The sequence below is a fragment of the Streptomyces sp. NPDC054796 genome (assembly GCF_053611545.1).
Map to the genome: position 1 here is coordinate 139,836 of NZ_JBSHAO010000006.1, position 22,360 is coordinate 162,195.

20 protein-coding genes are annotated in these 22,360 nt (G+C 71.7%); 12 read left to right on the forward strand and 8 right to left on the reverse strand.

What is annotated here, in order from left to right; genetic code table 11:
• Nucleotides 1-9 precede the first annotated feature (9 nt).
• From ACWGJ2_RS07415 to ACWGJ2_RS07425, 3 genes are all read left to right on the forward strand, one after another.
• Complete coding sequence (locus ACWGJ2_RS07415; protein WP_453345023.1) at nt 10-1,173, forward strand: quaternary amine ABC transporter ATP-binding protein; 1,164 nt, start codon at nt 10-12, stop codon at nt 1,171-1,173.
• Entirely contained in the window at nt 1,166-3,790 is a 2,625-nt protein-coding gene (locus tag ACWGJ2_RS07420) for an ABC transporter permease/substrate binding protein (protein ID WP_453345024.1), read from the forward strand. The genes ACWGJ2_RS07415 and ACWGJ2_RS07420 overlap by 8 nt, the downstream gene beginning before the upstream one ends.
• A 396-nt stretch (nt 3,791-4,186) precedes the next feature.
• Nucleotides 4,187-5,803, forward strand: coding sequence for a TROVE domain-containing protein (locus ACWGJ2_RS07425; protein WP_453345025.1), 1,617 nt, complete (start codon nt 4,187-4,189; stop codon nt 5,801-5,803).
• Nucleotides 5,804-5,841: 38 nt separating this feature from the next.
• Here ACWGJ2_RS07425 and ACWGJ2_RS07430 read toward each other — a convergent pair whose 3' ends face one another.
• Both ACWGJ2_RS07430 and ACWGJ2_RS07435 read right to left on the reverse strand, forming a co-directional pair.
• Nucleotides 5,842-6,027 carry a DUF397 domain-containing protein gene (locus tag ACWGJ2_RS07430; protein ID WP_453345026.1) on the reverse strand — a complete coding sequence of 62 codons (186 nt, stop codon included), beginning with the start codon at nt 6,025-6,027 and terminating at the stop codon, nt 5,842-5,844.
• Nucleotides 6,024-6,830, reverse strand: a complete 807-nt coding sequence (locus tag ACWGJ2_RS07435; protein WP_453345027.1) for a helix-turn-helix domain-containing protein — start codon at nt 6,828-6,830, stop codon at nt 6,024-6,026. The genes ACWGJ2_RS07430 and ACWGJ2_RS07435 overlap by 4 nt, the downstream gene beginning before the upstream one ends.
• A 477-nt stretch (nt 6,831-7,307) precedes the next feature.
• Here ACWGJ2_RS07435 and ACWGJ2_RS07440 point away from each other — a divergent pair, with 477 nt between their 5' ends.
• Nucleotides 7,308-8,066, forward strand: a complete 759-nt coding sequence (locus ACWGJ2_RS07440; RefSeq protein WP_453345028.1) for a helical backbone metal receptor — start codon at nt 7,308-7,310, stop codon at nt 8,064-8,066.
• On the opposite strand, the gene ACWGJ2_RS07445 is transcribed toward ACWGJ2_RS07440, so the two are convergent.
• Nucleotides 8,014-9,135: a TDT family transporter gene (locus ACWGJ2_RS07445; RefSeq protein ID WP_453345029.1), complete on the reverse strand. Its 1,122-nt coding sequence runs from the start codon at nt 9,133-9,135 to the stop codon at nt 8,014-8,016. The two genes, ACWGJ2_RS07440 and ACWGJ2_RS07445, sit on opposite strands and share 53 nt — an antisense overlap.
• 119 nt (nt 9,136-9,254) lie before the next feature.
• Complete coding sequence (locus ACWGJ2_RS07450) at nt 9,255-9,896, reverse strand: class I SAM-dependent methyltransferase (protein WP_453345117.1); 642 nt, start codon at nt 9,894-9,896, stop codon at nt 9,255-9,257.
• 122 nt (nt 9,897-10,018) lie between these two features.
• Here ACWGJ2_RS07450 and ACWGJ2_RS07455 point away from each other — a divergent pair, with 122 nt between their 5' ends.
• Nucleotides 10,019-10,609, forward strand: coding sequence for a helix-turn-helix domain-containing protein (locus ACWGJ2_RS07455; protein ID WP_453345030.1), 591 nt, complete (start codon nt 10,019-10,021; stop codon nt 10,607-10,609).
• 88 nt (nt 10,610-10,697) lie between these two features.
• Nucleotides 10,698-11,651 (forward strand): LysR family transcriptional regulator, encoded by a 954-nt coding sequence (locus tag ACWGJ2_RS07460; protein ID WP_453345031.1) that lies wholly within the window; start codon nt 10,698-10,700, stop codon nt 11,649-11,651.
• A gap of 326 nt (nt 11,652-11,977) precedes the next feature.
• Here ACWGJ2_RS07460 and ACWGJ2_RS07465 read toward each other — a convergent pair whose 3' ends face one another.
• The 3 genes from ACWGJ2_RS07465 to ACWGJ2_RS07475 form a co-directional block, all read right to left on the reverse strand.
• Nucleotides 11,978-12,718: a gamma-glutamyl-gamma-aminobutyrate hydrolase family protein gene (locus ACWGJ2_RS07465; protein WP_453345032.1), complete on the reverse strand. Its 741-nt coding sequence runs from the start codon at nt 12,716-12,718 to the stop codon at nt 11,978-11,980.
• A gap of 162 nt (nt 12,719-12,880) precedes the next feature.
• Nucleotides 12,881-14,368 carry an ethanolamine permease gene (eat, locus tag ACWGJ2_RS07470; protein WP_453345033.1) on the reverse strand — a complete coding sequence of 496 codons (1,488 nt, stop codon included), beginning with the start codon at nt 14,366-14,368 and terminating at the stop codon, nt 12,881-12,883.
• Between the two features lie 131 nt (nt 14,369-14,499).
• On the reverse strand, nt 14,500-15,246 hold the full coding sequence (locus tag ACWGJ2_RS07475) for a FadR/GntR family transcriptional regulator (RefSeq protein ID WP_453345118.1): 747 nt from the start codon (nt 15,244-15,246) through the stop codon (nt 14,500-14,502).
• A 148-nt stretch (nt 15,247-15,394) separates the two neighbouring features.
• On the opposite strand from ACWGJ2_RS07475, the gene ACWGJ2_RS07480 reads away from it, so the two are divergent.
• The 6 genes from ACWGJ2_RS07480 (at nt 15,395) to ACWGJ2_RS07505 (ending at nt 21,095) form a co-directional block, all read left to right on the forward strand.
• A complete protein-coding gene (locus tag ACWGJ2_RS07480; RefSeq protein WP_453345119.1) occupies nt 15,395-16,759 on the forward strand; it encodes a glutamine synthetase family protein in 1,365 nt (454 codons plus the stop codon).
• 83 nt (nt 16,760-16,842) lie between these two features.
• Nucleotides 16,843-18,255, forward strand: a complete 1,413-nt coding sequence (locus ACWGJ2_RS07485) for an aldehyde dehydrogenase family protein (protein ID WP_453345034.1) — start codon at nt 16,843-16,845, stop codon at nt 18,253-18,255.
• Nucleotides 18,252-19,076 carry a 3-oxoacyl-ACP reductase gene (locus tag ACWGJ2_RS07490; RefSeq protein ID WP_453345035.1) on the forward strand — a complete coding sequence of 275 codons (825 nt, stop codon included), beginning with the start codon at nt 18,252-18,254 and terminating at the stop codon, nt 19,074-19,076. Before ACWGJ2_RS07485 ends, ACWGJ2_RS07490 begins: the two co-directional genes overlap by 4 nt.
• Before the next feature lie 78 nt (nt 19,077-19,154).
• Nucleotides 19,155-20,078 carry a DUF2510 domain-containing protein gene (locus ACWGJ2_RS07495; protein ID WP_453345036.1) on the forward strand — a complete coding sequence of 308 codons (924 nt, stop codon included), beginning with the start codon at nt 19,155-19,157 and terminating at the stop codon, nt 20,076-20,078.
• A gap of 90 nt (nt 20,079-20,168) precedes the next feature.
• On the forward strand, nt 20,169-20,357 hold the full coding sequence (locus tag ACWGJ2_RS07500) for a hypothetical protein (RefSeq protein WP_453345037.1): 189 nt from the start codon (nt 20,169-20,171) through the stop codon (nt 20,355-20,357).
• A gap of 219 nt (nt 20,358-20,576) precedes the next feature.
• Nucleotides 20,577-21,095, forward strand: a complete 519-nt coding sequence (locus tag ACWGJ2_RS07505; RefSeq protein ID WP_453345038.1) for a proline dehydrogenase — start codon at nt 20,577-20,579, stop codon at nt 21,093-21,095.
• A 39-nt stretch (nt 21,096-21,134) separates the two neighbouring features.
• Here ACWGJ2_RS07505 and ACWGJ2_RS07510 read toward each other — a convergent pair whose 3' ends face one another.
• Nucleotides 21,135-22,349 (reverse strand): amino acid deaminase/aldolase, encoded by a 1,215-nt coding sequence (locus ACWGJ2_RS07510; RefSeq protein ID WP_453345039.1) that lies wholly within the window; start codon nt 22,347-22,349, stop codon nt 21,135-21,137.
• Between the last annotated feature and the right edge of the window lie 11 nt (nt 22,350-22,360).

Consider the following 22,360-nt stretch of genomic DNA (forward strand, 5'->3'; position numbering starts at 1 on the left):
GAGGTATATGTGTCAAGGCTGCAAGCCGAGAACCTGTACAAGGTCTTCGGCAAGAAACAGAACGAGGCGGTGACCCGGCTCGAAGCCGGTGCCGACCGCGACGAGCTGCGTGCCGAGGGCACCACGGCAGCCGTGATCGACGCCTCCTTCGAGGTCGAAGAGGGCCAGATATTCGTCGTCATGGGCCTCTCCGGATCCGGTAAGTCCACGCTGCTGCGGATGCTGAACGGCCTGCTCGAACCGACGTCGGGCCGCGTGCTCTTCGACGGCCAGGACATCACCCACCTCAGCCCCCGCGACCTGCGCGCCGTCCGCTCCAAGAAGATCAGCATGGTCTTCCAGCACTTCGCGCTCTTCCCCCACCGCAGCGTCATGGAGAACGCCGCCTACGGCCTTGAGGTCCAGGGCGTGCCCCGCGAGGAGCGTCAGCGGCGTGCCGTCGAGGCGCTGGAGCTGGCCGGGCTCAAGGGCTGGGAGAACTCCTGGCCCGACGAGCTGTCCGGCGGCATGCAGCAGCGCGTCGGCCTCGCCCGCGCCCTGGCCACCGACGCGGACCTGCTGCTCATGGACGAGTCCTTCAGCGCGCTCGACCCGCTGATCCGCCGTGACATGCAGGACCAGTTGCTTGAGCTTCAGCAGAAGCTCAAGAAGACCATCGTCTTCATCACCCATGACCTGAACGAGGCCATGCGCCTGGGCGACCGCATCGCCGTGATGCGCGACGGCCTGATCGTCCAGAACGGCACAGCCGAGGACATCCTGGTCCGCCCGGCGAACGACTACGTCGCCTCCTTCATCCAGGACGTCGACCGCTCCCGCGTGCTCACCGCGGGCTCGATCATGGGCGACGCCGAGCCCGTGGACGCGGCGGCGGTTCAGGGCGCGCCCGCCTCCGGCTCCGGCGACGACGCGGAGGCCACCGACGCGCACGCCACCGTGACGGCGGAGACCCCCATAGCCGAACTGTTCTCGCCGTTCTCCGTCAGCGACGACGCCGTCGTCGTGACGGACGCGGCCGGAACCCCCGTCGGCGTCATCGACCGCGAGCGGCTGCTGGCCGCCCTCGCCGAGGAGCCCCAGGTGAACGGCGGTGCCGCCACCGCGAGCACCGCCGCCACCGGCAGATCCGATGACGAGCCGAAGGACGCAGCAGAGGTGACCGCACGTGCCTGAGTTCCATCCCGGTGACTGGGTCGAGAAGGCCGTGGACTGGCTCCAGATCCACCTCGGCTGGCTCTTCGACTTCGCCACCACCGTTCTGACCGGCCTGAACGACGGCATCAACGCCGTACTCGGCGCGGCCGACCCGCTGATCATGGCGGGCATCTTCGCCGTCATCGCCTTCTGGCTCCGGGGGCTGCTCCCCGCCGTTCTCGCCTTCGTCGGATTCGCGGTCGTCGACTCCTTCGGACTGTGGGACGACGCGATGCTGACGCTGTCGCTCGTCCTCGCGGCGGCCGTCATCACCATCGTGATCGCCGTGCCGCTCGGCATCTGGGCGGCGCGCAGCGACAAGGTCAGCGCCACCGTGCGCCCGGTGCTCGACGTCATGCAGACGATGCCGGCGTTCGTGTACCTGATCCCCTGCGTGATGTTCTTCTCCGTCGGCCCGACCCCGGGTCTGCTGGCGACGATCGTCTTCTCCATGCCGCCCGGCGTGCGCATGACCGAGCTGGGCATCCGCCAGGTCGACAGCGAGCTGGTCGAGGCGGCCGAGGCGTTCGGCACCCGCCCCAAGCACACCCTCACGCGGGTGCAGTTCCCGCTGGCGCTGCCGACGATCATGGCCGGTATCAACCAGGTCATCATGCTCGGCCTGTCCATGGTCGTCATCGCCGCCATGGCCGGTGCCCCAGGGCTGGGCGAGCGCGTCTACTCCGCCGTCACGCAGCTCCAGATCGGCCTCGGCGTCGAGTCCGGCATCGCGGTCGTCATCCTCGCCGTGTACCTGGACCGCATGACGGGCGCCCTCAACCAGCGCGTCTCCCCGCTCGGCCGCCGCGCAGCGGCCAAGGCCGCCGCGCTCATGGGCCGGATGCGGTTCCTGCACTACAAGCCGGGCACCGCGGTCGCGATGTGCGGCGTCGTGGTGCTCGCGCTGATCGCCGGCGGCATGAACGTCGCGCACAGCGGCGGCGACGACGCCCAGGCCACCGGCGCGAACGTCGGCAAGGGCAAGCAGATCAACATGGGCTACATCCCGTGGGACGAGGGCATCGCCACCACGTACCTGTGGAAGGAACTGCTCGAACAGCGCGGCTACAAGCCCAACGTGAAGCAGCTCGACGCTGGCCCGCTCTACACCTCGCTCGCGCAGGGCAAGACCGACTTCCAGACGGACGCCTGGCTGCCCACGACGCACGAGCAGTACTGGAACAAGTACAAGGACAAGCTGGAGGACCTGACCGACTGGTACGGGCCCACCTCGCTGGAGCTGACCGTCCCCTCCTACGTCAAGGGCGTCGAGTCGCTCGAAGACCTCAAGGGGAAGGGCAAGGAGTTCAACGGGAAGATCATCGGCATCGAGTCCAGCGCCGGTGAGATGAAGATCCTGAAGGAGAAGGTCCTCAAGGACTACGGCCTCAAGGGCGAGTACAAGGTCGTCTCCTCCTCCACCTCCTCCATGCTGGCCGAGCTGAAGCGCTCCATCGCGAAGAAGGAACCGGTCGTCGTCACGCTCTGGTCCCCGCACTGGGCGTACAACGCGCACGACCTCACCAAGCTCAAGGACCCCAAGGGCTCCTTCGGCAAGGGCGAGAAGCTGCACTCCGTGGCTCGCAAGGGCTTCAGCAAGGACGAGCCGACGGTCGCCAAGTGGCTCAAGGACTTCAAGCTGAAGGAGAAGCAGCTCACCTCCCTGGAGAACGAGATCCAGAAGGCGGGCCAGGGCAAGGAGCAGGACGCCGTCCGCACCTGGCTCAAGGACAACCCCGGCCTGGTCAACAAGTTCGCGCCCGTCCCCGGCGGCAGCGGCGGTACGCAGAAGGGCAAGGACGCGGGCAAGTCCGTCAACATCGGGTACTTCCCGTGGGACGAGGCCATCGCGACCACCCACCTGTGGCAGAACATCCTCGAGGACCGCGGCTACAAGCCCAAGCTCAAGCAGCTCGACCCGGGCCCGCTCTACACGTCGCTCGCGCAGGGCCAGATGGACTTCCAGACGGACGCCTGGCTGCCGACGACGCACGAGCAATATTGGAAGAAGTACAAGGACAAACTCAGTGATCTGGGCTCCTGGTACGGGCCCACCTCGCTGGAGCTGTCGACGCCCAAGTACGTCAAGGGCATCGACTCCATGGAGGACCTGAAGGGCAAGGGCGACACCTTCGGCGGGAAGATCACCGGCATCGAGTCCAGCGCCGGTGAGATGAAGATCCTGAAGGACGTCCTCAAGGACTACGGCCTGGACAAGGAGTACAAGGTCGTCTCGTCCTCCACCTCCTCGATGCTGTCCGAGGTGGACCGCTCGGTAAAGCAGAAGAAGCCCGTCCTGGCCGTGACCTGGTCGCCGCACTGGGTCTACAGCAAGTACCCGATGAAGAAGCTCCACGACCCGAAGGGGTCCTGGGGCGAGGGCGACCAGATCCGCGTCACCGGCAAGAAGGACTTCGCGAAGGACTTCCCCGAGCTGGCCGGGTGGCTGAAGGACTTCAAGCTGTCCGAGAAGGACCTCGGCTCCCTGGAGGCCGCCATCCAGGAGGGTGGCAGCGGCAAGGAGAAGCAGTCCACCCGCAAGTGGATGGACGAGCACCCGGGCATCGTCGACAAGCTCGCGCCCGTCGGTAGCTGACCCCCTCCCAGGCCGGCGCCTCCCCCCCCCTGGCGCCGACCGCCCCGGCCGGGGCCCGGCCGCACACCCCTCACGGGACATGCGGCCGGGCCCCGGCTTTTTGGCGTGTGCGCTGTGAGCGGAAATTCGGATGACTCGCCGGGGTGCCTTCTTCTACTCTCTTTCATGTGAGCGGAAACGCCTTCCGGTGCGAAGGCGACGGGTACTTCGGTCGATTTGGGTTCGATTCCCTGAAGCACTCCGCGAAAGCGGAGTGCTGTCCCCGTCGTCGCCTCTGACCTCGGAAGACGTCTCCGGCGCACACGGCGCCCGGTGCGCTGGCCGCGGATACTTCCTCCTTTTAAGACACCGCAGCCGCATTCCGATCTCGGGCGCACTGAATTAACGGGGGAAAAGATGAGCAAGTTCAATGGAAGGGCAAGGAACACCGATAAGGACAACACCACGTGGGAGGGCAGCGCGGCATATGTCCGCGACACGCGGTCGGAGCTTGTGCTGCTGGCAGTGGTGAACATGGTCGGTGAGCAGACGTTCTACGAGGAGGCGGGTGAGCGCGACGCGCGCTTCACCCGCCTCGTGCGGTCCGTCGCCGTCGAGCACGGCGAGTGGACGACGCGGTTCGTGACCTGGCTGCGCGGCGAGGCGCAGATGCGCAGCGCGTCCCTCGTCGCCGCCGCCGAGGCCGTGCACGCCCGGTTGGCCGCCGGGCTGCACGGCGGCAACCGCGCGCTCGTGGACGCGGCCTGCGCCCGCGCCGACGAACCGGGCGAGTTCCTCGCCTACTGGACGTCACAGCACGGGCGGGCCCTGCCCAAGCCCGTGAAGCGCGGCCTCGGCGACGCGGTGCGGCGGCTCTACGGCGAACGCTCGCTGCTGAAGTACGACACGGACGCGCACGCGTTCCGCTTCGGCGACGTGCTGGAGCTGGTGCACGCCGCGCCCGATCCGGCCAAGCCGTGGCAGGGGGCGCTGTTCCAGCACGCGCTGGACCGGCGGCACGGGCGGGCGGCGGAGCGAGGCGTGTGCGGCGTTCCGGAGGAGCTGCCCATGGTGCGGGCGCGCGCGGAGCTGTCGGCGATGCCGGTGGTGGAGCGTCAACTGGTGCCCACCCAGCCGGACGGACCCGAGGTGCTGAGGGGCGCGGGCATGACCTGGGAGGCGCTCGCCGGATGGCTCCAGGGCCCGATGGACGCGGCGGCCTGGGAGGCGGTGCTCCCGTCCATGGGACTCATGGCGCAACTGCGCAATCTGCGGAACTTCGACGAGGCCGGGGTCTCGGACGAGGCGGCGCGGCTGGTCATGGACCGGCTGTGCGACCCCGCTGAGATCGCCCGCTCGCGCCAGTTCCCCTACCGCTTCCTCTCCGCGTACCGCGCGGCGCCCTCGCTGCGCTGGGGGCACGCACTGGAACGGGCGCTGGACGCCGCCACGTCGAACGTCCCGGCACTGCCTGGCCGCACGCTCGTCCTCGTCGACGCCTCGGGCTCGATGCGGGGTTCTGTGTCGGGGCGCTCGAAGGTGCGGCACGCGGACGTGGGCGCGCTGTTCGGCGTCGCGCTGGCGCACCGGGGCTGCGACGTCGAGCTGTACGGCTTCGCCGACCGTCCCTTCCGGCACGAACTCACGCCGGGCGGCTCCGTGCTCGGCGGGATCGACAGCTTCTGCGCACGCATCGGCGAGGTCGGCTACGGGACGGAGACGGTCGCGTCGCTGCGGGCCACGTACCGGGGGCACGACCGAGTGGTGATCGTCTCCGACATGCAGGCGTTCGCCGACTGGTCGTCCGCCGGACGGCGCGGCGAACGCAACACCCCGGTCTCCGAGGCGATCCCGGCCCACGTCCCGATGTTCGGCGTCAACACGACGGGCTACGCCCAGGCATCGATCGCCCCGGACACCCCGAACCGCTACGAGATAGGCGGCTTCAGCGACAAGCTGTTCACGATGGTCGGGTTGCTGTCGGGGGCGGGGGAGCGGCGGTGGCCGTGGGACGCGGAGGACGGCGACGTTTGAGGGGGGGCGGCCCTCGCCAGGTGGTGAGGGCCGCTCAGTCAGAATTGCGTCAGGAAGTGGTGCCAGGTGTCTCGGCTGACGGTGAGAGCGGGGCGGGTGACGTCCTTGCTGTCCCGTACGTGTATGGCGGCGTCGGGGATGTTGTCGGCAACCTCGACGCAGGCGTCGGGCTGCCCACCGCTGTAGCTGCTCTTCCGGAACACGGGGGTCTGGGAGTTGGTCATTTAGGCATCCGTTTCATGATCGCGTCTCGGGAGTCAACCGCCGACAGCGCATCTGCGGCCAGACGATCGTAGACGCGCTGCATGGTCTGCACTTCTGCTGGTTCGGAGGTCACTCTTCCCGTGGCGTGCCCTTCTGTGTAACCCAGCCGCGACCCGTCAGGCAGCGTGAGCAACGAAACGTACCCGGCCACCTGCGGAGCCGTGAACGGCAGCACCCGCACTGTCACATTGGGGTGTTCGCCCATTGCCAGTAGATGCTGGAGCTGGCCGTGTCGGATGACAGACGACCCCATGTCGCGATGGAGCACCGACTCATCCACCACGGCCCAGAGCCACGGTGGCTCTGCTCGTTCCCACACCCTCGCTTGACGTTCCATCCGGTCCTGGACGTAGCTGTCGACTTGGGTGGGGCTCCCCGCCTGCCCAGCAAGCATCACTGCTCGTGCGTATTCCTCGGTTTGCAGGAGCCCCGGCACACCTTGGGACCACTCGTGCATCGCTGTGGCTTCGAGCTGTTTGCGCAAGAACTCCCGCGCATAGTCGCGAATCTGAGACTCGGACAGCAGCCGCAGCAGGTTCACGAGGTCGTTGCCGAGGCCCAGGACGGCGCCCAGCCGTTTCGCGAGGTCTCTCGTGGGCACTTCGTTGCCCCGTTCGATCTCCGAGATCAGCGAACCCGAGGCGAACACCTTCTGGCCCAACTCGGTCTGTTTCCAACGGCGTTCCATGCGCGCGTCACGGATGCGGGAGCCGATGAACGCTTCGATGGACTCGCCCGGATCGATCTCACGGAGGGCAGGCATATGCCTCACTCGTTCCAGGGGTAGCGGACTGTGATGGAAACTCTTCCACAGCAACCGTCGGATTGTGAGCCTGGTCACTAAGAACCCGATCAGTGACCAGGAGCAACCACGTGGCGATCCCACCCCTCGAACCGCCCCAGCAGCCGGACCCTCCTCCGGGGGAGGGGCAGCAGTGATGAGCCGTATGACTCTGCGCGTATCGCGCGACTCCGGCCGTACTTGGGGGCCGACGCGCACCTTCGAGGAGCACCCTCCCGACCCCCGTGTTCTGCCGGACTCCTGGTTCAAGCTCCCGCCAGAACTGGAGCCCTGTGAGTGCCCGCGGTGCCGGGTCCGGCCCGTTCGCTTAGATGCTCCGCTGACCCGGCTCGACGTAGTGGTCTACTGCGGTTCGCTCAGCGCACTCGTCATCGCCCTGCTCGTAGGCATCGGCACGGCTCGCTGAGTGCTCGCGGCGCGCGGGCGTACGGTGCCTGTATGGCGAACACCGGCACCCGCACCCCCACCCGCACCGTGCGGCGCGTGGTCTCCCTCGTGCCCTCGCTCACCGAGGCCGTTGCCGCCACCGAGCCCGAGTTGCTGGTCGGCGCGACGGACTGGTGCAGCCATCCGGAAGGGCTGGACGTCACCCGCGTGCGCGGCACCAAGAACCCCGACCTCGCCCGGATCGTCGCGCTCGCGCCCGATCTCGTCATCGCCAACGAGGAGGAGAACCGTCCGGCCGACCTCGCCGCGCTCCGCGCGGAGGGCATCGACGTGCTGGTGACCGAGATCCGCGACGTGCCTCAGGCGTTCGCCGAGCTGGACAGGGTGCTCACGCGCGGGTGCGGGCTCGGCAGGCCGGGGTGGCTGGACGAGGCCGAGGAGGCGTGGAGTGCGGCGCGCGCCGAGTTCGACGTGCGGGCCCTCGTGCCCGTGTGGCGCAAGCCGTGGATGGTGCTGGGCCGCGACACCTTCGCGGGCGCGCTGCTCGACCGGCTCGGGGTGCGCAACGTCTACGCGGAGCACCCCGAGCGCTACCCCCGCATCCCCCTCGCTGAGCTGACCGCGCCGGGCCGCGCGGATGTGGCCGTACTGCCGGACGAGCCGTACGCGTTCTCCGCCGACGACGGCCCCGAGGCGTTTCCAGGGCTGCCCTCCGCGCTCGTCAGCGGGCGCCATCTCACCTGGTACGGGCCCTCGCTCACCGAGGCGCCCCAGCTGCTGGCGGGGGCGCTGCGAGCAGCGCTCCGGTGAGCAGCCCCCGTACCGTCCCCGCGCAGGCGGCGCACCACGCGACGGTCAGCGCCCCGTAGAGCGCGAGCGCCAGCCAGCCCAGCGCCGCAAGGCCCGTGTGCCGTGCCAGCGATGCTGCGCCCGTGACGCAGGTGCCCACCGGGAAGGTGAAGGCCCACCACGTCATCGCGAACCCCATCCCGGCGCGGAAGGCCCGCACCACCATCGCCGTGGCCAGTGCCAGCCACAGCAGCGCGAAGCCCGTCACCGGTACCCCGTAGAGCACCGCGGCCGAGGCGAAGGTGCCCGGCGCCGCGTCCGCGAGGTTGCCCATGGCCGTGGTGGACTGGCCCAGCGGTCCGAGCACCAGGAAGAGCGTCGGCGTCAGGGCCGGGGGCGGCGCCCCGTGGTGCATCAGGTGGGCGAAGACGGCGGGCAGGATCAGCAGCGTCGCCAGCAGGCTCATCCCGAACATCGCGAAGCAGCCGAGCAGCATCGCCAATCGGGGTTGCCCCGGCGGCAGATGGAGCGCGAGCTGCGGTCCCAGCGCCGCCGAGACCATGGGCGCGACGACGGGCAGCAGCCACACGGGCGAGGCCGCGCCCGGCTCGATCCTGTGCCGCACCACCATCAGATACGGCACGGCCGTCGCGGTCACCAGCGCCAGCGCGGTGCCCACGGACCACAGGACCGCGTCCAGGACGAGCCCGCCCGGCACCCCGGCCGCCAGGGCACCGCCGCCCACGGCGAGGAGCGCCATCGAGAGGCAGCCGTAGAAGGGCGCGACGGACGGGTCGCGCAGATGGGTCCTGGCCTGGTCGGTGTGGCGCAGCCAGTGCGCGGCCCGCGCGACGAGCAGCGTCAGGAGCGCCAGCACGGCCAGCGCCCACACGGCGGCGAGCACCGGGCCCGGGACCCGTACCGGCAGTGCGGCGCCCGCGGTGGCGAGGATGGCGGTGCCCATGACCGACGCGTACCAGTTGGGGCCGAGGTGGCGGACGGAGGGCCGGGCGGGGGAGGCGGGGGACCGGAAGGAGGCGGTGTCCCGGCGGCCGGGGTGCCGGACGTCGGCATGGGCGAGAGCGGTCATCTCCGCACGGTCGCAGCGGCGCACGGCTCCGACCAGCCCCTTCGCCTCTATGAGGCCATAAGCCCGGGTTATGTGCTGCTGCCCTGCCCTGCCCTGCCCTGCCCGGCCTGCTTGTCCCGTCAGTGTCCGCGACGTGCGCGCAGGACGCTGTCGTGGGTGTGGTGGGTGCCGACGGGGGCCGGGGACACACGTGGGCGGGTCTCGTCGACCTCGACGGCCCATGCGGGGCCGGTGAGTTGGAGGAGAAGGCGGGCGATGTCGTCGGCCTGGTAGTAGTCGGCGGGGTCGGGGCCGCCGTCCTGGCGCGGCGGCAGGTCCGCGAGTGCGTGGGTGGCGAACAGGAATGTGCCTCCGGGTGCGACGGCGTTCAGCAGGCCGCGCAGCGCGGTGTGACCGGGTCGACGCCTGAGCGGGAAGTAGTGGACGGACACCAGGCCGAAGGCGTCGGCCGGGGGCGGTGTGGTGAGCAGGTCCGTCGACTCCCAGGACACGCTGCCCTGGACATCCGTAGCGGAGACGGCGGCAGTGGCGGCGCGGCGCAGGGCCACCTCGGAGACGTCGGCCGCGGTGACGCGCCACCCGCGCCGGGCCAGCCACAGCGCGTCGCCGCCCTCGCCGCACCCCACGTCGAGCGCTCGGCCCGCCGGGCCCGCCGGACCCGGTGGCAGCTCCGCCGCCTCGGCCACGAGCACGTTGTTGGGTCCGCCGCTGAACACCTGCTCGCGGCTGCGGTACATCGTGTCCCAGTGCTGAGCATCAATGCCGTCCATGTCACGTCGTCCTTCCGCCGGTGGGTTCGCCGCTTCCGACGACAAGGTCCCGTCACCGCGCCGTCGCGGCAAAGTTCTTTGCGGAAACCGCAAAGCGGCAGCACGGTGGGCGCATGAACGAGGATCTCGACGCGGTGCTGGCGGCGGTCGGGCCCCGGCTGCGCGAGCTGCGCCGTCGGCGCGGCACCACACTGACCGCACTGTCCGAAGCCACCGGCATCCCGGTCAGCACCCTGTCCCGGCTGGAGTCGGGGCAGCGCAGACCGGGCCTGGAACTGCTGCTGCCGCTGGCCAGGGTCCACCAGGTGCCGGTCGACGAACTGATCGGCACCCCGCCCGCCCCCGACCCCCGGGTGCCCGCACGGCCCTTCACCCGCAACGGCATGACCGTCGTCCCCCTGACCCGCAAACCCGGCGGCCTCCAGGCGTACAAACACGTCCTGCCGGCGGGTCTCACGGACGGCCGCGAGCCCGAGCCACGCTCGCACGAGGGCTACCACTGGCTGTACGTCCTCAAGGGACGCCTGCGCGTCGTCCTGGGCGACAAAGACTTCGTGCTCACGGAAGGCGAGGCCGCGGAGTTCGACACCCACCTCCCGCACTGGTTCGGCAACGCCGACGACCGCCCCGTCGAATTCCTCAGCATCCTCGGCCCCCAGGGCGAACGCGTGCACATCAAGGCCCGCTACCGTCCCGACCGGTGAGGGCGGCCCCGACCGTCGGACCGCAGGACCGCAGGACCGTCGGGTCGCCGGACGACGCCGCGCGACGACACCGCATAGCCTGAGACCCATGCAAAGCGCCCACGAGGCGGACCCGGGTCCGCTCAGCCATCGCGTCCCCGACCTGGGCGGACTCCAGCTCCTGCTGGCCGTCGCGCGGCTCGGCAGCCTCGGCCGCGCGGCGCGCGAGAGCGGCGTCAGCCAGCCGGCCGCGAGCAGCCGGATGCGCGCCATGGAGCGTCAGCTCGGCGTCGCGCTCCTGGAGCGCTCACCGAGGGGTTCGCGGCTCACCGACGCAGGGACGCTCGTGACCGACTGGGCCCGCCGCATCGTCGAGGCGGCCGAGGGCTTCGACGCGGGCGTACAGGCGCTGCGCGACCGCCGTGACTCGCGGCTGAGCGTCGCCGCCAGCATGACCATCGCGGAGTACCTGCTGCCCGGCTGGCTGATCGCGCTGCGCACCGCGCGCCCCGGCACGGCCGTCTCGCTCCTCGCGGGCAACTCGGCCGCCGTCGCGGAGCGGGTGCGCACCGGCGAGGCCGACCTCGGCTTCGTGGAGGGGATCGGGCTGCCCACGGGGCTCGACGGGGCCGTGATCGGCCGGGACCGGCTGCTGGTGGTGGCGGCGCCGGGGCACGCGTGGGCGCGCCGTCGCGGGCAGGTCGGGGCCGAGGAGGTCGCGGCCACACCGCTGATCCTGCGGGAACAGGGGTCCGGCACCCGCCAGGTACTGGACGACGCGCTCGCCGCGCACGGCGGCCTCGCGCCGCCGCTCCTCGAACTGTCCTCCACCACCGCCGTGAAGTCCGCCGCCGTCAGCGGCGCGGGGCCCTCGGTGCTCAGCGAACTCGCCGTCGGCGAGGAGCTGTCGGCCGGACGGCTCGTGGAGGTCCCCGTCGCCGACGTGCGCCTGGGCCGCGAGCTGCGCGCAGTCTGGCCCCGTGGCGCCCGCCCCACGGGCCCGGCCCGCGAACTGCTCACCCTCACTAGGGGGCGCCCCACCTCACCGCACGCCGGGGGCTGAGGGCACGAGGGGTGCCGCGCTGTGCCTCGCACGGTGCTGTGCGGTGTGGGCTCCGCCTGGTCCGGGTGCCGCGTGGTCCCGGTCCCGCTGACGGGAGCGTCGCGCGGGACGCCGTGCCCGCGAGGCGGGTGCCGGTGCCGTAGGGGGTGTCGTCGCTGTCCCGTCTGGGCCGCCGGGGGCACCTCCCAGCGGTAGCTGGGGGAGTCCGGCACGCAGGCTCGCGGCGTTGTCGGTCGTCAGCGCGGCCCTCCCCGGCGGCCCCCGGCCTGGCGGCCGGACGACGCTACAGCGACGACACCCCTAGGTCCGCGCTGTTCCGCTCGCGCTCACAGGGAGGGCGTGTCCCGTGAAGAGGCAGCCGCTTCGCGGGCGTGGCTGACGAGGGACTCCATCACGCGCAGGTCGTCGCCCTCCTCGGGGTGCCACTGGACGGCGAGCACGAAGCCCTCCGCTTCCGGGAGTTCGAGGGCCTCGACCGTCCCGTCCTCCGCGTAGGCGCCCGGCGCCAGGCCCTCGCCGAGCCGGTCGGCGGCCTGGTGGTGATACGTGGGCACGGACAGCGGTTCCGGCAGCACGCGCGCGAGCAGTGTGCCGGGCACCGGCTTCACCTCGTGCGCCGCGAACACGCCGGTCTCCCCACGGTGCCCCTCCAGATGCTGGACGAGGGTGCCGCCGCGCAGGACGTTCAGCACCTGCATCCCCCGGCAGATGCCCAGCAGCGGCACGCGCCTGGCGAGCGCGGCCCGCGCGAGCGCCAGCTCCCACGCGTCCCGCTCGGGCGAAGGAGGCCCGGTCTCCGGCGCGGGCGTGGCGCCGTAGCACGCGGGTTCCACATCGGGGCCGCCCGCGAGGACGAGACCGTCGAGCCGTGCGACCACCTCGTCGGCGTGTGTCGGCGCGTCCGGCGGCAGCATGACCGCCAGCCCGCCCGCGCGCTGCACCAGTTGGTGGTATCCGGAGGGCAGCAGCGCGGCGGGCTTCCGCCACACCCCCCAGCTCACGCTGGACTCCAGATACGTGCTGACGCCGATGAGCGGGCGGGGGAACGGGTGGGCGGGCGCTGGCATGACGGAGACCTCTCAGGAACTGGTCGGACGCGGACTCGGACGCGGACTCGGAGACGGACACGGTCAGGGGGTCCGGCGCCGGACGAGGGGGCGACCCGGACTCGTCCGCCACCGTCAGTGTGCACCGCACGCCGCACACCGCCGGGCGGCCCCACGGCCGGGTCAGTCGAGTTCCGCCTCGGCCGCCGCCAGAGCAGCGAACTCCTCCTCCGGCGCGGCGGCGACGAGATGGTGCCTGCTGTAGAAGGTGAAGTAGCCGACGGCCACCACGTACAGGACCAGCGCGATGCCCGCCGCCTTCGGGTCGACGAGGAAGGTGGCGACCACGGCCGAGCACGCCAGCACGAAGGCGACGGACGAGGTGACGACGCCGCCCGGCGTGCGGTACGGGCGCGGCAGCTCCGGCTCCCTGCGGCGCAGCACGATGTGCGAGAGCGACATCAGGACGTACGAGATGGAGGCGCCGAACACCGCGATGTTCAGCATCCGCGCCCCGTCCCCCGAGAACGCGGCGAGCCCGAAGCCGAGCGCGCCCGGCACCAGCAGCCCCAGGTAGGGGGCCTTGCGGCGGCTGGTGAGGGAGAGGAAGCGCGGCAGGTACCCGGCGCGGGAGAGCGCGAAGAGCTGGCGCGAGCCCGCGTAGATGAGGGAGAAGAAGGAGGCGACGAGTCCGGCGAGGCCCGCGTAGTTGACGATGCGGCTCAGCGTGGTCGCGTCGCCGCCCGAGGCCGCTTCCAGGGCCGCGACCAGCGGATTGTCGGCGTCCTTGATCGCGTCGGAACCGGCCGCTCCCGCCGCAGGGAGCAGGGTGAGGACCGCGAGCAGCACCAGGATGCCGATGGCGAGCGCCATCGCGCGCGGCAGGGTCTTCGCCGGGTTCCTGGTCTCCTCGGCGGCCAGCGGCACCCCCTCGATCCCGAGGAAGAACCACATGCCGAAGGGGAACGCCGCCCAGATGCCGAGCAGCCCCAGCGGCAGCCAGGAACTGGAGCCGAGCGCCGAGCCGTCGACGGCGATATCGTCGAGGGAGCCCGCGTCGAAGTGCCCGAGGGCGCCGACGCAGAAGACGACGAGCGCGGCGACGGCGATGCCCGTGACCACGAAGCTGAAGCGCAGCGCCTCGCCGACGCCCCACAGGTGGATGCCGATGAAGAGCGCGAAGCAGACGAGGTAGACGGGCCACCCCGACTCCAGGCCGAAGAGGCCCAGCGACTCGACGTAGCCGCCGATGAAGACCGAGATGGCGGCGGGCGCGAGCACGTACTCGATGAGGATCGCGGTTCCGGTGAGGAAGCCGCCCCAGGTGCCCAGGGCGCGGCGCGCGAAGCCGTAGCCGCCGCCCGCCGTGGGGAGGATGGAGGACAGCTCGGCCAGCGAGAAGACGAGGCAGGCGTACATCGTGCCCATCAGCACGGTGGCGATGGCCAGTCCGCCGAAGCCGCCCTCGGCGAGGCCGAAGTTCCAGCCCGCGTAGTCGCCGGAGACGACGTACGCGACGCCGAGCCCGGTCAGCAGCAGCCAGCCCGCGCTGCCGCGCTTGAGGGCGCGCCGCTGGAGGTACGCGTCGGCGCTCTCCCCGGTGCCGGTTCCAGTGCCTTCGGGCACGGCGTCTTTGGGCACGGCGTTCTCGGGCACGGTTCCTTCGGCCATGAGCCACTCCTGCCTACGGCATTGGTGTGCGCCCATACCTTTGTGTGCGCCACACGTGTGGCGCAACCCCCGTGCGTTAAAGAAGGGTTACGGCTCCGCCGCGAGGGCCCGCCCCGCCGCCACGGGGACCGTCACGTCAGGAACCCCCGCAGCAGCGCCGCCGTCCCCGCGCAGTGCTCGCGCATCACCTCGCGGGCCCCGTCGGCGTCACCGTCGAGCACCGCTTCCACCAGCGCGGCGTGCTGGAGCTGCGCGTGCTCCAGGTTCCGCACCAGCAGCGGTATGCGCTCCAGCATCGCGTTCACCCGCGCCCGTACGGCCGCGTACTGCGCCGTCAGCGTGGGCGAGCCCGCCAGCTCGGCCAGGGTGAGGTGGAGGAACGTGTCGTGGCGCCGGTAGTCGTGCGGCGCCGCGTCCCGCGTCGCGTCCAGTGCCGCGCGCAGCCGCGCCGCCTCGGCGCCCGAGAGGCCGCGCGCGGCGCACAGTCCGGCCGCGCCCACCTCCAGCACCTCGCGGAAGCGCAGCGCGTCCTCGACGTCGCCCTCGTCCGCTGACGTGATGGCCCCCGCGCCCCCGTCCGCCTCCCCGCTACGGCGGACGAACGTGCCGCCGTAGCGCCCGCGACGGCTCTCCACGAGGCCCTGTTCCGTCAGCACCTTCAGCACCTCGCGCAGCGTCACCCGGCTGATGCCGAGCCGCTCCGCCAGTTCGCGTTCGGCCGGGAGCCGTTCGCCGTCCGGCACCAGGCCGAGCCGGACGATCTGGAGTATCTGCTCCAGCGCCTCCTCGAAGCCGTTGCCCGCGCGCACGGGGCGCAGCACGGTGGCGAGGCGGTCGCCCTGGTCCGCGCCCGTGACGCCGCCCCGGCCAGCGCGCATGCCGTCACCCGCGCCGACGCCCGTGTCGTTCATCCCGGACCTCTTCCGAATCAATGGTCTTCCCGACTACCTTATGGCTTCCGGTGGACCGACAGGAGGCCCTCACGTGCCAGACCGCACCGCAGACCGCATCCCACCGCAACGCACGGTGGAGCGCACCCCACCGCTCACCGTCGACGAGCTGCGCGCGCTCGTCGAAGCGGGCGAGATCGACACCGTCGTCCTCGCCTTCACCGACATGCAGGGCCGCCTCCAGGGCAAGAGATTCGCCGCCCGCTTCTTCCTCGACGAGGTCCTGGACCACGGCACGGAGGGCTGCAACTACCTGCTGGCTGTGGACGTCGAGCTGAACACCGTCGAGGGCTACGCGATGTCCTCCTGGGAGCGGGGCTACGGCGACTTCGCCATGCACGGCGACACCGGCACGCTGCGCCGCGTCCCCTGGAACCCCGGCACGGCGATGATCAACGCCGATCTCGCCTGGCACGACGGCTCGCCCGTCGTCGCCTCGCCCCGCCAGATCCTGCGCCGCCAGCTCGACCGCCTCGCCGAGCGCGGCTGGAGCGCGTACGTGGGCACCGAGCTGGAGTTCATGGTCTTCCAGGACACCTACGAGCAGGCGTGGGGCAGCGGCTATCGCGGACTCACCCCCGCCAACCAGTACAACGTCGACTACTCCGTCCTCGGCACCGCGCGCGTCGAACCCCTGCTGCGGCGCATCCGCAACGAGATGGGCGGGGCCGGGATGACCGTCGAGTCCGCCAAGGGCGAGTGCAACTACGGGCAGCACGAGATCGCCTTCCGCTACGACGAGGCCCTGACCACCTGCGACCACCACGCCATTTACAAGACCGGCGCCAAGGAGATCGCGGCCCAGGAGGGCCAGTCGCTCACCTTCATGGCCAAGTACGACGAACGCGAGGGCAACTCCTGCCACATCCACCTCTCCCTCCGCGACGAGGAGGGCCGCCCGGTGATGGCCGACGAGGAGGGCCCGTACGGGATGTCCCGCACCATGCGGCACTTCCTCGCGGGACAGCTCGCCGGGCTCCGCGAACTGTCGCTGCTCTACGCGCCCAACATCAACTCCTACAAGCGGTTCCAGCCCGGCTCCTTCGCGCCCACCGCCGTCGCCTGGGGTCCCGACAACCGCACCTGCGCGCTGCGCGTCGTCGGCCACGGGCCCTCGCACCGGCTGGAGAACCGGGTCCCTGGCGGCGACGTCAACCCGTACCTGGCCGTCGCCGGGATGATCGCCGCCGGGCTGCACGGCGTGGACCACAAGCTGGAGCTGCCCGAGGCGTGCACGGGCAACGCGTACACGGGCGAGGCCGAGCACGTCCCCGCCACCCTGCGCGAGGCCGCCGACCTGTGGGGCGCGAGCGCCCTCGCCCGCGACGCGTTCGGCGAGGAGGTGGTCGGGCACTACCTGAACATGGCGCGCGTGGAGCAGCGCGCGTACGACACCGCCGTGACCGACTGGGAGCGCTACCGCTCCTTCGAACGTATGTGACCGACGGGGCCGACGGCCCCGGCCCGCCCGCACGTCCGCACCACTCCGCACCACTCCGCACCACCAGGAACGAGGACACACCCTTGGCTGACCAGCACGAAGCGCGCGGTCACGGCACCGCGTCCCCGCCACCGCCCCTCCAGGTGATCAACCCGGCGACCGAGGAACCCGTCGCCACCGTCCCCTCCGCCACCCCGGCAGAGGCGGACGCCGCCGTCGTACGGGCAGCGTCGGCGCAGCGCGCCTGGGCGGCACTCGCACCGGCGGACCGCGCCCGGCTGCTGCGCCGCTTCGCTTCCGTCGTCGACGCGCACATCGAGGAACTGGCCCAACTGGAAGTGCGCGAGGCGGGCCACCCCGTGGGCAACGCGCGCTGGGAGGCGGGCAACGTCCGCGATCTGCTCGACTACGCGGCCGGGGGAGTGGAACGCCTGACGGGCCACCAGATCCCCGTCGCCGGAGGGGTGAACCTCACCTTCGCCGAACCCCTCGGCGTCGTGGCCGTGATCGCGCCCTGGAACTTCCCGATGCCCATCGCCGCCTGGGGCGCGGCCCCCGCGCTCGCGGCGGGCAACGCCGTCGTACTCAAGCCCGCCGAGACCACCCCGCTGACCGCACTGCGGCTGGCCGAGCTGGGCCTTGAGGCGGGGCTTCCCGAGGGGCTGTTCCAGGTGCTGCCGGGGGAGGGGCCCGTCGCGGGTGCGGCCCTCGTCGAGCACCCGGGCGTGGCCAAGGTGGTCTTCACCGGGTCCACGGCCGTCGGCAAGGAGATCATGGCCAAGTGCGCGGCGGGCGTGAAGCGCGTGACGCTCGAACTCGGCGGCAAGAGCCCCAACATCGTCTTCGCCGACGCCGACCTGGAGCGCGCCGCCGCCGCTGCCCCCGGCTCCTTCCTCGACAACACGGGCCAGGACTGCTGCGCCCGCAGCCGCATCCTCGTCCAGCGCGAGGTGCACGACCGCTTCCTGGAACTGCTGGAGCCCGCGGTACGGGCCTTCACCGTCGGCGACCCGGCAGACCCCGGCACCGACATGGGCCCGCTGATCTCGGCCCGGCAGCGCGAGCGCGTACGCGGCTATGTGCCCGAGGACGCGCCCGCGCTCATCCGCGGGGCGGCGCCGGAGGGCAAGGGCTTCTGGTACCCGGCGACGGTGCTGGCGGGAACACCCGGCGACCGCGCGGCGACGGAGGAGATCTTCGGGCCCGTCGCGGTCGTCATCCCCTTCGACGACGAGGCCGACGCCGTCCGCATCGCCAACGACTCCGACTACGGCCTCTCCGGCTCCCTCTGGACCCGCGACACGGGCCGCGCGCTGCGGGTCTCGCGCGCCGTCGCCGCGGGGAACCTGTCCGTCAACTCGCACAGCAGCGTCCGCTACTCGACCCCCTTCGGCGGTTACAAGCAGTCAGGCCTCGGCCGCGAGCTGGGCCCGGACGCGCTGGCCGCCTTCACCGAGACCAAGAACGTCTTCATCAGCACAGAGGAGCAGCCGTGACCGCCGAGACCACGCCCGCGTCCGGGAACACGCCCGACTCCGGGAACACGCCCGTCTGCCGACGCCTCGTCGGACGTACCGCCGTCGTCACAGGTGCCGGCAGCGGCATCGGCCTCGCCTCGGCCCGCCGCCTCGCGTCCGAGGGCGCCCACGTGGTCTGCGCCGACGTGGACACCGTGCGCGGCAAGGCGGCGGCCGAGGAGGTGGGCGGGCTGTACGTCGAGACGGACGTCACGGACCCGGGGCAGGTCGAGGCCCTGTTCGCGACGGCACATGAGACGTACGGCTCCGTCGACATCGCCTTCAACAACGCGGGCATCTCCCCGCCCGACGACGACTCCATCCTCACCACAGGGCTCGACGCCTGGCAGCGCGTCCAGCAGGTCAACCTCACCTCGGTCTACCTGTGCTGCCAGCAGGCACTGCCCTACATGCGGGAACAGGGCAGGGGCTCCATCATCAACACCGCCTCCTTCGTGGCCGTCATGGGCGCGGCCACCTCGCAGATCAGCTACACCGCCTCCAAGGGCGGGGTGCTGGCCATGTCACGTGAGCTGGGTGTCCAGTTCGCGCGCGAGGGCATCCGCGTCAACGCGCTCTGCCCCGGGCCCGTCAACACCCCCCTGCTGAAGGAGCTGTTCGCCAAGGACCCCGAGCGCGCGCAGCGGCGTCTCGTGCACGTTCCGGTGGGCCGGTTCGCCGAGCCGGAGGAGATCGCCGCAGCGGTCGCCTTCCTCGCGAGTGACGACGCGTCCTTCGTCAACGCGGCGGAGTTCCTGGTGGACGGGGGCATCGCGGGCGCGTACGTGACGCCGCTCTAGACGGCGTCACACACAGCTCGCTCACAGTGTCCACACGTACCGTCGCGGAGCGGTGTCCGCCGCACTAGAGTGCGACAGGTGAACACAGAGACCCCGCCCGGCTGGTATCCCGACCCCGGGCACGCGGGCAAGGGCCCCGCGCAGGAGCGCTGGTGGGACGGCACCGCCTGGACAGCGCAGACCCGCACGCGCGGCCCCGCCCGCGTGCCCCTCGTCGCGGGCATCGTCGGTGCCCTCGTCCTCGTCGCCGCGCTCATCGTCGGCGGGATCCTGTTCGTCGGCGCAGCGGACGACGAGGACTCCGGCTCGCGCGACCGCGCCGGTTCCTCGGACGGGCCCCGCTTCGGCTCACCGCAGCCGTCGCCCTCGGGACCCCAGCGGCAGGGCCCGCCAGGGCAGGAGGGGCCGGGCCAGGAGGGGCCGCAGCAGAACCCCGAGGCCCCGCCCGGCCAGCAGCAGCCCGACATGCCCGCCTCGGGCGTCGAGCTGCCCGTCCTGGACGGCTGGAAGGACGAGGGCGGCGGCGCCATGGTCACCATGGGCGAGTACAAGTGCCCGGGCGACGGCGGGGAGACCTGCCTGCGCGGCGCCGCGATGGTCATCGTCGCCGCCTCGGAGGGCTCGGCCGAGAAGGTGGCCAAGGCCGACATCGAGAAGCACGCCGAGTCGGCCTACAGCAAGGAGACCTACGGCGGCATCACCTCGCACAAGGTCCTCGCCACGGAGAAGACCACCGTCGCGGGCGAGGACGCCTACCGCGTCCGCTGGAAGATCACGAACAAGGTCAAGCCGGACGCCTACGTCGAGTCGGTCGCCTTCCCGCACCCCGACGGTTCAGGGCAGATGCTGGTGCTGCGCACCGGGTTCGACATCCACAAGGACGCCCCGCCGCAGGACGACATGGAGAAGCTGTCCGAGGGCATCAAGGAGAACCCGAACGCCACGGGCGGCGGCACCGGCGGCACGGGCGGCAACGGCAAGGAGATCGCGTACCGGCACTGAGCCTGTTCGCCGAGGCCCGGCCGGTCGGTCCTGCGAGGCGGACCGTAGCCAAGCTCGTCCCCGGGAGGGCTCGTCGGGCACCATGCTCGTGTGACGAACAACGAGGAAGCCGACGCACCGTCCATCAGCACAGGGCTCGTTACGGGCATGCTGATCGGCATTCCAGCCGGGCTCGTGCTCGGGCCGGCTGTCTTCGACAGCATGGCGATGGGCCTGGTGCTCGGCGGAGGCGCGGGCGGAGTCCTTGGCGTCACTCTCCACGCGGTGCGACGCCCGTAGCGTCAGGTCCTGTAAGGCTCCCGCCGGTCGAAGGCACGCTGATCCGGCACCCGAGCCGATCCGCTATCCGAGCCGATCCGGCACACGGGCCGAGGGGCACGGGCACCGCGCCCGGGCCCCGCACGGCGTCACGGCACCCGGCACGCACGCCACGGCAACCCCGACACCCCGCGCACCCCGGGCTCGGGCGCGCGCCGCACCCCGGCAGACTAAGGACGCATGGACGCAGGTCTCGCGGCCCTGCTCGGCGCCGCCGTCGGTTCCCTCTCCACCCTCGGTGCCGCCATCGTGGGCGGCCGGGCGCAGGCACGAGCGCAGCAGGGCCAGTGGCGCCGTCAGCAACGCCGCGACGCGTGCGCCGGTTATCTCAGCGCGCTTCACGACCGCGACCTCGCCATGGACGCCGTCCTCGACGCGCTGCGTCCGGCCGGGCCCGATCTGCCCGACGTGGACGAGAAGGTACGCCGCTTCATCGGCCTGGCCCGCGAGGTGCACCGCGCCGTCGAGATCGTCATCCTCGAGGGCCCGGCCTCCCTGGCCGAGGCCGCCGAACGCGTGACCCACGCCTCCCACGACCTGGCGCGGGTCATGCGGCGTATGGTCGAGCGCGCCCACGCGGGAGACGCCACCCGCAAGGCCGAGAACACCGCCCTCGCCGCCGAACGGGAACGCGCCCTCTACCAGGCGGTGAAGGACTTCCGCCTCGCGGCACGCGACACCATCGGCGGCACGCGCTGAGCCCGGCCACCCGCACAGGAATCCGGGCCCCTCACCCCGTCACAGGAACGTGTGCCCCTCGCCCCGGTACGTGGGGACCGTCGATGTGACGCGGCCGTCCTCCACCAGGTGCAGCTCGGCGAACCGCTCGCACAGTTCGCCCGCCTTCGCGTGCCGGAACCACACCTTGTCGCCGATCAGCAGATCGTCCGCGGGCTGCCCCCGCAGCGGGGTCTGCACCTCGCCGGGGCCCTCCTGCGGGTCGTACCGCAGGCCCCGCGGCAGATACGGCTGCGGCAGCCGGTCGGGGCCCGGCGCGCCCGAGGCGGGGTAGCCGCCACCCAGCACCGTCACCACGCCGACCCCCGGCCTGCGCACCACCGGCATCGCGAACAGCGCGGCGGGGCGCGCGGTGAACGAGGTGTAGTTGTCGAACAGGCGCGGCACGAACAGGCCCGAGCCGGCGGCGATCTCCGTCACCGCCTCCTCGGCCGCCGTGTGCTGGACGCTGCCCGTACCGCCGCCGTTGACGAACTCCAGGTCGGGCGCGACCGCGCGCACCGCCCGTACGGCCGCGCCCCGTCGTGCCGCCAGCTCGCGCCGCGCCACCGTCTGCATCATCCGCACCGCGCGCGAGCGCAGCGGGCTGCCGGGCACCGCGTCGCCGACGCCCGCCACATGGCCCTCGTACGCCATCAGCCCCACCAGCCGGAAGCCCGGCCTGCGCACCACAGAACGCGCCAGCTCGGCCAGCCGCTCGGGGGAGTGCAGCGGGGAGCGCAGCGCGCCCACCCGCACCCGGCCGCCCAACAGCCGCAGCGAAGTGTCGAGTTCGAGACAGACGCGGATCTCCTCGGTGCCGCCGTCGCGGGCCGCGTCGATCAGGGAGAGCTGGGACGGGTCGTCCACCATCACCGTCACGGAGCGCGCCAGCTTCGGGTCCGCTGCCAGTTCCGCGTAACCAGCGCGGTCGGCCGACGGGTAAGCGAGCAGCACGTCCTCCACACCGGAGCGGGCCAGCCACAGCGACTCGGCGAGCGTAAAGCTCATCACCCCGCTGAAACCGTCCCTGGCGAGCACCCGCTCCAACAGGGCCCTGCACCGTACCGACTTGGACGCGACGCGGACCGGTTTGCCCGCGGCGCGCCGCACGAGTGCGTCGGCGTTCGCGTCGAACGCCTCCAGATCGACCAGCGCCAGAGGGGCGTCGAGGTGCGCGGTGGCGCGGTCGTAGCGCGCGCGGTCGGCGGCGGGGTCAGCAGTCGTATCGAACACCTGGGCAGCTT